Here is a 12,642-nt window from a genome sequence, read left to right as displayed (position 1 = left end):
CCCTCAGATCACACGCTCGGCACTGTCCACCATGGCATCGAACTGCCGACACCAGCCCCGGTACAAGGGGCCGTGCGGAGTGGGCAGCACCTTATAGGTTGCCGACTCGTGCCCTTCCCAATCCGCGTCGAAGGCTCCGACGAACAGGGTGCGGTCCAGCCGGATGATCCGCCACACAGGCATCGTGCGGTACCGGTAGACCTCGACCTGTCCGTAGTCGGACAGCTCCCGCAGCCGGGCCTCCGCCAGTCGGATACCTCCGGCCAGCGAAGCCGTGGATTCTCCGATCTCGGCGGCACGGAACTCGGCAGCCGGCGACTCCGGATCGAGGAGCAGCACCCGCAGACGGGGGGCGGGGCCGCCATCGCGGCGCAGGTGCTGACGCAACAGGGAATCCCGCAGGGCGAGGAGACCAAGGCCACGCACGGCCAGGACGTCGAGTTCGGCTGCCGATCCCGCCGCACACTGGATCTCGGCGGAGGCCGATTCCTGGTCGCCGTACACACGGACGATCTCGGGGAACGCTGCCAGATCAAAGGCTGATCCGGACGCCCGTCGGCCGTCCGGCCGTGGTGCCAGCCCGAGTAGCCGCCGCGCATCGTCGGGAAGGTTGAGCCCGTCGGCGATCCGCTCGAAGACGTTCAGCTTCGTCACCAGCCGACGGCCGTTGAGGATCTCGTTCACCCGGCCTTGCGTCATACCCACCTGAACCGCCAACCGGGCCTGACTCGCGCCGCTGTGGTGCTGCACATAGCGGAACAGCGCGGCGACATCGCGGTCCCGCAGCGCGCACCGCACCTGCTCGTTCTGCCAGACGAGGTCGGCCAGCCTGATCGGTTCGAGCGCAGTGCCCATGAGGCGAACCCCTCGTCAATCGATCCATTCCACCGTGAGATTACCGTCTGGATATCGCCGACTGCGATCGGTGACGCGATTCTGGATGCGCGGCCGCCAGTGCGGACGAGGGCGACCCGGATCGAACCCGGTAGTCCCAGAACGGCCATGACACGCGGACGCGGCGAACGACAGGAGCGGACACATGACCACCCCACAGCCCAAGCCCCCGAGGCCGCCGGCGCCTCCCGGCCCCGGGCCGGACATGCCGGTGAGCGGGCCGACCGGCCGCGACTCCACGACGACCACCACGACCAGGTAGGAGATTCCCATGGGATGGGGCCTCGGCAAGGGCGGAAGCTCCGGCGGCGGCAGCGGCGCCAACGACGGCGGTCAGGGCAAGCACGCCGGCAAGAAGGACTTCAACACGACGCCGCAGAACCAGGATCACCAGTCGGGAAAGTCCACCAGCAAGCACGGCAAGGACAACGACAAGAAGTGACCACCAGCCAGAAGAGTCTTCGGCAGGCCGGAACGACCGGCCTGCTGCAGACTGTTTCCCGCCAGCTCGGCCACGACGTGGCCCCGGAGTGGCGCAAGGCGGCCGAAGCGGCCCCGCGCCACCGTTTCCTCCCTGACCACATTTGGCTGGGGCCCGACGGCGGCTCCCTCACACCGTGCGACCGTGGACGCGAGCCCGACCGGTGGTTGGCCGCCGCCTACGCGGACGAGCCGGTCGTGACGCAGATCAACGACGGGCAGGAGGTGAAGGACCCGTCCGACGCCCTTCCGTCCTCCTCGGCTTCTGCCCCGTCGATCGTCTTCCGGATGCTCGAACTCCTGGACGTCGAACCGGGGATGAGAATCCTCGAAATCGGCACGGGCACCGGGTTCAACGCAGCTCTCCTGTCCCACCGGCTGGGTGACGCCAACGTGACCACGATCGAGATCGATCCCGTCCTCGCCGAACTCGCTCGTTCCAACCTCAAGGCCACCGGCTACGCCCCCACCGTGGTCCGGGGTGACGGAGGTCTCGGCTGGGGCGTCCAAGCGCCATTCGACCGTGTGGTGGCCACGTGCTCGGTACGGCGGGTTCCGTACGCTTGGATCCGCCAGAGCCGGCCTGGCGGAGTCATCCTCACCCCGTGGTGCGACGACTGGAGTCACGGCGGACTGCTCCGCCTCACCGTCGGCGACGACGGGACCGCCAACGGCCGTTACTCCCCTGACAGCGCCTTCATGCTGATGCGTACCCAGCGCCTCGACCTCCGGCTCTTCCGGGACGTCGCCCTGGACGAGCACGTGCCCACCGAGTCCACGACCGCCCTCGACCCGTGGGCTGTCGCGGATTCCGCCTTCGAGACCCAGTTCGCCCTCGGCCACCGCCTCGGCGACCTCTGGTACGCCTGGCACCACGGCCCCGAGGTCGAAGGCGTGGTGACCCGCCTCTGGGTGGCAACGACCGACGGCGGCTCCTGGGCGGCCGTCGACTGGGACGGCCACGAGAACACCGAGCGCTACACGGTGTGGCAGCACGGCCGGCGCCGGCTCTGGGAGGAGGTCGAGGCCGCTCACCGCTGGTGGCTCGACAACGACCGCCCCGGGCCGGACCGGTTCGGCTTGACCGTCACGCCCGAGGGGCACACCGCCTGGCTCGACGACCCGGCGAACGGGTGGCCCTTGCGGTAGGACCGCACCCGCTCCCGGGCACACCCCTGCGCGCCCCCTCGGCTCTGGGTTCCGGAGCAGTTGGTACCTGTTGAGCGCGTCCGGCTGCGGTGGCAGCCGGACGCGCCGGATGCCCGCCTGGACGGCAGTGAGCCGGAACTCGACCATGTCCGGCCACTCCGAGAGGACGGCCACCACCTATCGCTCATGCGCGGATGCGGTACGGGATCTCGCCAGGCCCCGGTTGTTCGAGAATCGCAGCGGCTACCTCCTGGCCGATGCGGGGCTCAGTCCGTCAGTTCCCACAGCAGCCGGTAGTAGGCGGTCCGCTCCGGGTCGGGGGCGATGCCGTAGGCGTCGAGCAGCGGCTGCTCCCAGCCCGGGCCGTAGTTCCACTGGGTGCTCCAGGTGGCGATGGCGAGGTCGGCCCAGCGGTCGGCGAGGCCGAGGGTGCCGAGGTCGACGTGGCCGGTGTGGGTGCCGTCGTCGCCGATCAGGGTGTTGGGGGCGCAGGCGTCGCCGTGGCAGACGACTAGGTGGTCGATCGGGGGGATGTCGGCGAGGGTGGCCAGGGCGCGTTCGACGGTGCCGTGGTGGCGCAGTTCCTCCGGCCAGTCGGCCGGGTCGGTGCGGCCCGCTTCCGCCTTGGCCCGGGCGTTCGTCAGGCGTGTTTCGGCGGACCAGTCGAAGGGGCAGTCCGCGACGGGCAGTGCGTCGTGGAGGGCCCGCAGGCCGGCGCCGATGGCGCGGACGGCGGTGGCGGGGTCGCGCTTCCAGTGGTCGTCCACGGCCGACCGGCCGGGCAGGCCCTGGGTGACGAGCCAGGATCCGGTTTCGTCGGCGCCCTCGCCGATGACCGGTGGCACCACGGCGAACCTCGCGGCCCAGCGCAGGCGGACCGCCTCCGCTGCGAGGTCGATGCCGCTGCCGCTGCCGGCCGGCGTCCACTTCACGAACTGCCGGGTGTCGCCGTGGCCGAGCTGGAAGGTCAGTCCGCCGAGTTCGTTCTCCCAGACGGCCCGTACCGGCCGTCCGGCCGCGAGCTCGGTGACGACGGGTGGCGGCTGGACGGGGCCCTGGGGCGCGGCGGCGATCATCCGCCCATTCTCACCGGGGCGGGTGGCAGCCTGCCAACCGTTTTGCGGGGTTCCGCCGCTACCAGGCGGCGGCCCGGAGGATGTCCTGGGCGAGGTCCTCGACCGACCGGTCGTCGGTCGGGACGCGGACCGCGCCGGCGCCGGGATTTCCTGCCGCCGGGATCTCCCGCCGCCGGGAGGGCGGGGCGGCGGCGCTCCCGTTCCCGGGTACGCCGCCGTCCGGCCACCGCCCGTCGGTCTCAGCCGAGCGGCAGGGACTTGAACGCGCGGGCCTGCTCCGTGATGGCGCGTTCGGTGGGCAGCCGTTCCATCGAGGAGGCGCCGAAGAACCCGGCGATCCCGGTGGTGTGCTCCAGCACGTAGCGGGCGTCCTCGGGTTCGGCGATCGGGCCGCCGTGGCAGAGCACGATGATCTCCGGGTTGACCCGCTTCGCGGCGTCATGCATCTCCTGTACGGCCGCCGCCGCCTGGTCGAGGGTGAGCGCGGTGGCCGCGCCGATGGAGCCCTTGGTGGTGAGCCCGACGTGCGGGACGAGCACGTCGGCGCCGGCCCGGGCCATGTCGGCGGCCTGCTCCGGGTCGAACACGTAGGGGGCGGTGAGCAGTTCGCGCTCGTGGGCCTGGCGGATCATGTCGACCTCCAGGCCGAAGCCCATCCCGGTCTCCTCCAGGTTCGCCCGGAACGTGCCGTCGATCAGTCCGACCGTGGGGAAGTTCTGCACCCCGGTGAAGCCGACGGCCTTCAGCTGGTCCAGGAAGTTGCCCATGATCCGGAACGGGTCGGTGCCGCACACCCCGGCGAGCACCGGCACCTCGCGGACCACCGGGAGCACCTCCCCCGCCATCTCCAGCACGATGGCGTTGGCGTCGCCGTACGGCATCAGGCCCGCCAGCGAGCCGCGGCCGGCCATCCGGTAGCGGCCCGAGTTGTAGATGATCAGCAGGTCGACGCCGCCGGCCTCCGCGCACTTGGCGGACAGGCCGGTGCCGGAGCCGGCGCCGATGACCGGCTTCCCGGTGGTGATCTGCGCGGTCAGGCGGGCCAGGGCTTCGGTGCGGTTCACGGGTGGGCTCCTCGTTCGGTGGGTGTCGTTCGGTGGGGGGTAACGGCAACGGTCAGGCGTGCGCGGTGATCAGCTGGTGCAGCCGGTCGGCGGCCGCGACGGCGAAGGCCGGGTCGTTCAGGTGGGCGTCCAGCTCGCGCAGTTCGACCGGGCCGCCGGCCAACGCGGAGCGCAGCGCCGCCAGGCCGGCCCGGTCGGCGGCCGGGTCGTGGAACGGCCCGCCCGGCGCGTCCACGGCGGACACCCCGCCGAGCGGCCAGAGCACCGTCACCGGGCCGCGCGCCGCGTTGAGCTTGTGCCCGAGGTCGGCGCCGACGGCGGACATCTCCTCGGCGGTGGTGCGCATCAGGGTCACGGTGGGGTTGTGGACCAGCAGCCGGCGCTCGGCGAAGCGCTCCGGGACGGTCTCCCGGGGGCCGAAGTTGACCATGTCCAGCGCGCCCGGCGCGACCACCTGGGGGATGCCGGCCCGTCCGGCCGCGGTCAGCCGGTCGGGCCCGGCGCTGAGCACGCCGCCGACCAGTTCGTCCGCGAGTTCGGTGGTGGTCAGGTCCAGGACGCCGGCCAGGAAGCCGCCCGCGGCCAGCTTCTCCAGCGCCCGGCCGCCGGCCCCGGTGGCGTGGAACACCAGGACCTCGTAGCCGAGTTCGTCCAGGCGCTCGCGGGCGGCGTCGACCGCGGGCGTGGTCACGCCGAACATGCTGGCGCCGACCAGCGGGCGGCCGTGCGGACGCGGGGCGGCCAGCACCCGCTCGTGCCGGACGGCCATGCCCGCGGCGGCCGCCGCCGCGTTCCCGAGGATCAGCGAGGACACCGAGTTGATGCCCGCGACGTCCACCACGCTGTACATCAGGGTGACGTCGCTGCTGCCCACGTACGGTGCCACGTCCCCGCCCGCCATGGTGGACACCAGCAGCTTGGGCACGCCGACCGGCAGCGCCTGCATCGCGCGGGCCGCGATGGACGACCCGCCGCTGCCCGCCACCGCCAGGACGGCGTGCAGCCGGCCCGACCGGTACAGCTCGCCGACCAGCCGCTCGACGCCATGAGCCATCGCCGTCACGGCCGCCCCGCGGTCGCCCGCGGAGCGCAGCGCCGCCAGGTCGTGCCCGGCGGCCCGGGCGACCTCCTCCGGGCCGAGGTCGGCGGCGGGCGTGCCGGGGGGCGGCGGCAGCACGCCGGCGTCGACCAGGACCACCTCGCAGCCGTCCTCCCGCAGCCGCTCGGCGAGCCACGCGTACTCCGCGCCCTTGGTGTCCAGTGTCCCGACCAGTACGACGGTCGCCATGTCCCTGCTCCTTTGAACGGACGGTTCCCCGATCATCCGGCGGGCCCGGGACGGCGGCAAAGTCCACTTGCGGGCAAGTGGCCTGCCGTCGGCCCCGGTCACCGGGCCGGATGGCGGCCGGGGCCACCGGGGCATCATGGACGGCATGGACCGGATCCCCGCCACCCGCCTGTCGCGCCTGCTCACCGGCTGGGCCGCCGACGGCCCGGGGGCCCTGCCGCGGCTGCTCGCGGACGCGCTGCGCGAGCTGGCCGAGCGCGGTGACGTGGCCCCCGGCACCGCGCTGCCCTCGCAGCGGGCGCTGGCCTCGGCCCTCGGGGTCAGCCGCTCCACCGTCACCTCCGCGTACGGGCTGCTGGAGGCGGAGGGGCGGTTGGAGAGCCGGCACGGCAGCGGCTCGCGGCTGCGCGCCTCGGGGGCGGTCGGCGAGCCCGTCGGCGAGGGGCGGCTCGCCAGTTTCGGCACCCGGGACGGCGTCGTCGACCTCTCCAGCGGGGCGCTGGAGGGCCTGCCCGCCGTGGCGGACGCCCTCGACTCGCTGTCCGGCCGGGACCTCGCCGCCGCACTCGCCGGTGACGGCTACCTCCCGTACGGGCTGCCGCGGCTGCGCGAGCTGCTGGCCGAGCAGTACCGCGCGGCCGGCCTGCCGACCTCGCCGGACCAGATCCTGGTCACGGCCGGGTCCCAGCAGGCGCTCTGGCTGATCACCCAGGGGCTGGTCGAGCCGGGCGACACCGTGGTCGTCGAGGACCCGACCTACCGGGGCGCCCTGGAGGCGCTGCGCGCCCGGGGCGCACGCCTGGTGCCGCTGCCCGCGTACGGCTCCCGCTCCGACGCGGCCCGCGCCACCGACGTGCACGACGATGGGCCCGCCGCCCTGGCCCGGCTGACCGGCCGGATCCGCCCGCGCCTGGTGTACCTCCAGCCGGCCGTGCACAACCCGACCGGGCGCGCCATGAGCGGGCCGACCCGACGGGCCTGGGCCGCCGTCCTGGCCGAGCGCGGCCTGTACACCGTCGAGGACAACGCGTACGCGGAGCTGTCCCTGTCCGAGGACGGCGCGCCGCCCCCGCTTGCCGCACAGCTGCCGGACGGCACGACCGCGACCATCGGCACCCTCTCCAAGCTCTACTGGGGCGGCCTGCGGCTGGGCTGGATCCGCGCCTCCCGCCCGGTCATCCACCGCCTGGCCGAGCTCCGCAAGTCCGTCGACCTCTCCTGCCCGGTGGTGGAGCAGCTGCTCGCGGTGCGGCTGCTCCAGGGGCTGCCGGAGGCGCGGGCCCGGCGCCGCGCGCAGCTGCGCGAGCGCCTCGCCGCGGCCGAGCGGCTGCTCACCGCGCAGGCGCCGCACTGGCGTTGGGAGCGGCTGGCCGGCGGCTCCGCGCTGTGGGTCGAGCTCCCCGGCACCGACGCCGAGGCCACCGCCCAACTGGCTCGCCGGGCCAGGGTCCTGGTGGTGCCCGGGCCCGCCTTCTCCGCCGTCGACGGCTTCCGCAGCCGCCTGCGGCTGCCGTTCGCCGCCCGGCAGGACCAGCGTGACCCGCACGACCAGTACGACCGGTTGGCCGCCGCCCTGCCCGTCCTCCTGCACAGCGCCGACCGCGCCGGTCCCGTCCGCTGAGCCGCCGTACCCGCGGAACCGCCCGACCCGCCCGACCAACGCCCCCCGGCTCAGCGGCGGAGGGCCTGGCGGGTGCGGCGGGCGAGGCGGTGGGCGCGTTGGACGGCGACGAAGGCGGGCATGGAGTCGGCCTGGGTGAGCCGGTACTTGAGGCGGAGCTGGGGGCTGAGCCCCGTCTGGGCCTCGGGGCCGATGGCCCGGAGGAGCCGGGCGACGTGCTGCTGGTAGGCGGCGCGGTAGGCGCGGTCGCCGTCCGGGACGGTCCAGAAGAACATCGGGATCTCCTCGACCAGGCAGTTGCGGTCGTAGGCGCGCAGGTGCTCGGCGAAGGCGGGTTCGGGGCGGGCGAGCAGCCATTCGCGGACGAGTTCCATCGAGCGGACCCGGTCGACGACACCGCGCGGGTCGGTCTTCTTCTGGGTGATGGAGAGGTCGCCGTCCTCGCGCACCCGCCAGTGGTAGACCGGGTCGGCGAGCACGTCGACGCGTGCGGCGAGGAAGTGGTGGGGCACGCTGACCGGGGCGTCCTCGTACAGGATGCCCTCGGGGTACGTCAGGCCGGCGCCGTCGAAGAAGGAGCGCCGGTAGACCTTGTTCCAGGCGGTGCGGTCGGTGACGAGGGCGGGGGTCTCGCCGATGTGGGTGCGCAGCCGGGTCTCGTGGAACGGGCGGCGGTGGGCGTGCGAGGGGCTGAGGCCGGAGGTGCGCAGCCGCAGGGCGTTGCCGGCGGCGAAGTCGGAGCCGGTCCCGTCGAGGGTGCTGATCATCAGCTGGTAGGCGTGCGGCGGCACGATGTCGTCGCTGTCGACGAAGGCCAGGTACTCGGTGCCGGGGGTGAGGTGGCGCCAGCCGGTGTTGCGGGCGGCGCCGAGGCCCTGGTTCCGCTGCCGGACCAGTCGGAAGCGCCCGTCCCGCTCGGTGTACTCCTCGGCGATGACGGGGCCGTCGTCGGTCGAGCCGTCGTCGACCAGGACGCACTCGAAGTCCTCGAACGTCTGGGCCGCGATCGAGTCCAGGCACTCCCCGAGGTAGCGCTCGACGTTGTAGATCGGGACGACGAGGGAGAGACGCGGGGCCATCGCACGGCCTTTCGCTCAGGACACGAGCGGACGGGCCGGGCGGCCGTCGACCGCCGGTCACCGACAGTGGCCCGAGCATACGGACCGTATGCGGCCCGCGGGCGAACGCCGGGTTGAATCGAGCGAGCGGAACGGTGCAATCACCGGTCCGCCGGGGCGTCGGCCGCGCCCGGCGTCAACGCGCCCGCGCGGGACGCCCCTTGGGGCGCAAGGGGAGGGCCCCGGACCGCCCGACCGGTCCGGGGCCCTCCGTCACCCGAACCGGGTCAGGCGCTCTTGACGGCCGCGAAGCGGTCCGAGACGTCCTGCCAGTTGACGACGTCCCACAGGCGGGTGACGTAGTCCGGGCGGACGTTGCGGTACTGCAGGTAGTAGGCGTGCTCCCAGGCGTCGAAGGCCAGCAGCGGGGTGGTGCCCTGGCCGACGTTGCCGTGGTGGTCGTAGACCTGCTCGACGATCAGGCGCTGGCCGAGCGGCTCCCAGGACAGGATGCCCCAGCCGGAGCCCTGCACGCCGGTGGTGGCGGTGGTGAGCTGCTTCTTGAAGGCGTCGAAGCTGCCGAAGTGCTCGGTGATGGCGTCGGCCAGCTCGCCCTCGGGGCGGTCGCCGCCCTCGGGCGAGAGGTTCTGCCAGAACAGCGAGTGCAGCACGTGGCCCGACAGGTGGAACGCGAAGGTCTTCTGCAGGCCGACCAGGCCGCCGAACTGCTCCTTGTCGCGGGCCTCGGCCAGCTGGTCCAGGGTGTCGTTGGCGCCCTTGACGTACGCGGCGTGGTGCTTGGAGTGGTGCAGCTCCAGGATCTCGGCCGACATCGCCCGCTCCAGCGCGGAGTAGTCGTACGGCAGGTCGGGAAGCGTGTAGGTGCCCATCAGGACACGGCCCCTTTCGGCGGGTTGAACGGTGGTGATCGTGCCGGGACAACACTATTGCGTATCAGTTGCAAGAACGAAGCATGGGCTCCTGCTTATTCCCGCACGTCCCGTCGGGCACAATGACCGCCGCTGACCACCCGTCCGGCCCAGCCGACTCGCCCCGCCCGCCCGACCCGGCCGACCTGCCCGGCCCGTACGCCCCGTCACCCCGGCGGCCCGTCACTCCGCCGCACCGGCGCCCCTCCGGCAACGTTTCGGTCTCGTAGACCGGCAATCCGTTCCCGGGGCTTCCCTCCGTGTTCGCCGTTGTGCCATTTTACATGTCACACAGCAAGGCCCGTGCGCCCCACGCAGCGCGGCCACCCCCACCCTCAACGGCCCCGGAGGCCCCCACAGATGCGTCCCTCCTCGATAGCGAAGGACGGCGCGCGCAGACTCCCTGCGCTCGGCACCGCCCTCCTCCTCTCGCTCGGCCTGTTCGCACCCGCGGCGCAGGCCGCCGCCCCCGCGGCCGCCCCGGCCGGTCAGCCCGCCACCTCGGCCGGCCAGACCGCCGCACCGCGCACGATCCCGGTGCCCAAGTCCCCCGACACCCCCAAGGACGCCCGTCCGCTGGTCTCGGACCCGCAGGCCAAGGCCACCGCCCCGACGGCGGGCAGCACCGTCGGCGCCGCCAGGTCGGCACGGGCGCTCACCGCCGCCGCCTGCGACGTCTCCGCCTTCACCGGCAAGTCCGGTGCCGCGCTGGTCCAGCAGGTCAAGGGGGCCGGGCTCGACTGCGTCAACACCCTGTTCACGCTGACCGGCAACGACGCCAAGGGCGCCTTCAACGAGGCCCAGATGGTCACCGTCGCCAACGCCCTGCGCGACACCGCCGCCACCTACCCCGGCGACAACTCCACCTCCGCCGGGCAGCTGGTGCTCTTCCTGCGGGCCGGCTACTACGTGCAGTGGTACAACAAGGACGTCGTCGGCCCGTACGGCACCGGCCTCCAGACCGCCATCCGCGGTGCGCTGGATGCCTTCTACGCCGCCCCGCACAGCAAGGACGCCACCGACGCCAACGGTGCCACCCTCGCCGAGGCCGTCACCCTGATCGACAGCGCCCAGGAGAACGCCCGCTACACCGGCGTCGTCAAGCGGCTGCTGAACGACTACACCGGCAGCTGGCCCGCCACGATGGCCACCGCCGTCGCCAACACCGAGACCGTCATCGAGCGCGGCTTCGACCTGCCGGAGTTCGTCTCCGCCCTCCAGGCCGACCCGGCCTTCGCGACCACCGTGTCGTCCTTCGTCACCCGCAACAGCGGCCAGCTCAACGGCGGCGACACCGTCACCAAGATCGGCATCCAGCTCGGCAACCTGGTCGCCAACGACGCGCTGCGCGCCCAGGGCCGGCCGATCGTCAAGGACCTGATCAACCGCTACCCGCTGGTCGGCAACACCGGTCCGCTCACCATGAACCTGCTCTGGTTCACGGAGAAGAAGGACGCCGGCAACTGCTCCTACTACGGCACCTGTGACGTCCCGGCCAAGCTCGTGCCGCTGGTGCTCACCGTCGACCACACCTGCAACGCCAACCTGCGCATCCGCGCCCAGGACATGACCGCGCAGCAGCTCGCCGACACCTGCACCAGCCTGGTCAACCAGGACGCGTTCTTCCACAAGGTGGTCAAGGACAACGGCCCGGTCCCGAACGACAACAACACCAACCTCGAGGTCGTCGTCTTCGACGACTACTACAACTACAGCCTGTACGCCTGGGAGATGTACAAGATCGAGGTCGACAACGGCGGCATGTACGAGGAGGGCAACCCGGCCACGGTCGGCAACCAGGCCCGCTTCATCGCCCACGAGGCCTCCTGGCTGCGCCCCCAGTTCCAGATCTGGAACCTCAACCACGAGTACACCCACTACCTCGACGGCCGCTACGACATGTACGGCGACTTCGAGGCCGGCATGACCACCCCGACCATCTGGTGGGTCGAGGGCCTCGCCGAGTACGTCTCCTACAGCTACCGCGGCGCCCACTACGACGACGCGGTCGCCCAGGCCGGCAAGGGCACCTACGCGCTGAGCACCCTGTTCGACACCACCTACGACAACGCGGACTCCACCCGGATCTACAACTGGGGCTACCTGGCCGTCCGCTACATGCTCCAGTCGCACCCGCAGGACGTCGACGCGCTGCTCGCCAAGTACCGCGCCGGTGACTGGAACGGCGCCCGCACGCTGCTGAAGACCACCATCGGCACCGCGTACGACGCCGACTTCGCCACCTGGCTCAAGGCCTGCGCCGCCGACAACTGCGGCTCGCTGCCCACCACCGAGCAGCCCAAGGCCCCGCTCTGCACCGCCACCGACGCCCGGCAGTACGACAAGAACTGCCGCCGCGACAACGTCGCCGCCACCACCGGGAACTACAGCTACAGCTTCCTGAACCTGCCGGCCGGCGTGAAGCAGCTGACCATCACCACCAGCGGGGGCACCGGCAACGCCGACCTCTACTACAACGCCGGCTCCTGGGCCACCACCGGCTCCTCCACGGCCAAGTCCGCCACCGGCGGCAACGGTGAGACCCTGACCATCACCAACCCGCCGGCCGGCTACGTCTTCTTCAGCCTCTACGCCCAGCAGGGCTTCGGCGGCGTCACCGTCACCACGACCTACAACTGACACCGACGCCCCACGACCGACCGACTGCCGCAGGCAGCAGGGCCCCGCGACTTCGCGGGGCCCTTTCGCTTTCCCGTTCCGACCCCCCCGCCCGGGGATATCCAGGGGTTATAACGATTCGGCCATCGAATAGGCCGTCAACGGCCCGTAAGAGATCGCATATTCCTCTGCCGAGGGGGTGTCCGGGCGGCGAAGTTTCGGTTAGTGTCCATGAACAGATCAACCGGTTCGGCCTCCGGCAACGGAATGCCGAATATCTCTGACGGCTCGGGTGCGGCATTCTCGCCACACCCGCCAATCCCCGGAATGGAGAGTTAGTCATGAAGATGGTCAAGGCGCTCGTCAAGAAGTTCAAGAAGAACGACGACCTCGCGAACCACGCGTGGGTGCTGCACGTTATCTAACGTGTCCAGCCGCTGGCGGGGGCCGGGTCGGCCGTGCCC

General features: G+C 72.1%; 10 protein-coding genes. 4 read left to right on the top strand and 6 right to left on the bottom strand.

Annotation, left to right across the window (positions count from 1 at the left end; genetic code table 11):
* Positions 1-3: 3 nt before the first annotated feature.
* Positions 4-855 carry a helix-turn-helix domain-containing protein gene (locus ACFY4B_RS08500; RefSeq protein WP_387966922.1) on the bottom strand — a complete coding sequence of 284 codons (852 nt, stop codon included), beginning with the start codon at positions 853-855 and terminating at the stop codon, positions 4-6.
* Positions 856-1,165: 310 nt separating this feature from the next.
* Between ACFY4B_RS08500 and ACFY4B_RS08495 the strand changes: the two genes are divergently transcribed.
* Positions 1,166-1,336 (top strand): hypothetical protein, encoded by a 171-nt coding sequence (locus ACFY4B_RS08495; protein ID WP_375874852.1) that lies wholly within the window; start codon positions 1,166-1,168, stop codon positions 1,334-1,336.
* Positions 1,333-2,523 (top strand): methyltransferase domain-containing protein, encoded by a 1,191-nt coding sequence (locus ACFY4B_RS08490; RefSeq protein ID WP_387966921.1) that lies wholly within the window; start codon positions 1,333-1,335, stop codon positions 2,521-2,523. Before ACFY4B_RS08495 ends, ACFY4B_RS08490 begins: the two co-directional genes overlap by 4 nt.
* A 266-nt stretch (positions 2,524-2,789) precedes the next feature.
* On the opposite strand, the gene ACFY4B_RS08485 is transcribed toward ACFY4B_RS08490, so the two are convergent.
* The 3 genes from ACFY4B_RS08485 to ACFY4B_RS08475 all read right to left on the bottom strand — a co-directional run bounded on the left by ACFY4B_RS08485 (position 2,790) and on the right by ACFY4B_RS08475 (position 5,951).
* Positions 2,790-3,599, bottom strand: coding sequence for an aminoglycoside 3'-phosphotransferase (locus tag ACFY4B_RS08485; protein ID WP_387966920.1), 810 nt, complete (start codon positions 3,597-3,599; stop codon positions 2,790-2,792).
* Between the two features lie 239 nt (positions 3,600-3,838).
* Entirely contained in the window at positions 3,839-4,663 is an 825-nt protein-coding gene (locus ACFY4B_RS08480) for a phosphoenolpyruvate hydrolase family protein (RefSeq protein ID WP_387966919.1), read from the bottom strand.
* 52 nt (positions 4,664-4,715) lie between these two features.
* Positions 4,716-5,951, bottom strand: a complete 1,236-nt coding sequence (locus tag ACFY4B_RS08475; RefSeq protein WP_387966918.1) for a Tm-1-like ATP-binding domain-containing protein — start codon at positions 5,949-5,951, stop codon at positions 4,716-4,718.
* A 145-nt stretch (positions 5,952-6,096) separates the two neighbouring features.
* Between ACFY4B_RS08475 and ACFY4B_RS08470 the strand changes: the two genes are divergently transcribed.
* Positions 6,097-7,572 (top strand): PLP-dependent aminotransferase family protein, encoded by a 1,476-nt coding sequence (locus ACFY4B_RS08470; protein ID WP_387966917.1) that lies wholly within the window; start codon positions 6,097-6,099, stop codon positions 7,570-7,572.
* A 50-nt stretch (positions 7,573-7,622) separates the two neighbouring features.
* On the opposite strand, the gene ACFY4B_RS08465 is transcribed toward ACFY4B_RS08470, so the two are convergent.
* Entirely contained in the window at positions 7,623-8,651 is a 1,029-nt protein-coding gene (locus ACFY4B_RS08465) for a glycosyltransferase family 2 protein (protein ID WP_387966916.1), read from the bottom strand.
* Between the two features lie 266 nt (positions 8,652-8,917).
* Positions 8,918-9,520: a superoxide dismutase gene (locus ACFY4B_RS08460; RefSeq protein ID WP_049649981.1), complete on the bottom strand. Its 603-nt coding sequence runs from the start codon at positions 9,518-9,520 to the stop codon at positions 8,918-8,920.
* A gap of 399 nt (positions 9,521-9,919) precedes the next feature.
* On the opposite strand from ACFY4B_RS08460, the gene ACFY4B_RS08455 reads away from it, so the two are divergent.
* On the top strand, positions 9,920-12,199 hold the full coding sequence (locus ACFY4B_RS08455; RefSeq protein WP_387966915.1) for a M9 family metallopeptidase: 2,280 nt from the start codon (positions 9,920-9,922) through the stop codon (positions 12,197-12,199).
* Positions 12,200-12,642 lie beyond the last annotated feature (443 nt).

Source organism: Kitasatospora sp. NPDC001261 (assembly GCF_042896795.1).
In the GTDB taxonomy this organism is placed as follows: domain Bacteria; phylum Actinomycetota; class Actinomycetes; order Streptomycetales; family Streptomycetaceae; genus Kitasatospora.
Note: the sequence above shows the minus strand (reverse complement) of the source record. Positions and strands in the feature narration are given on the sequence as shown.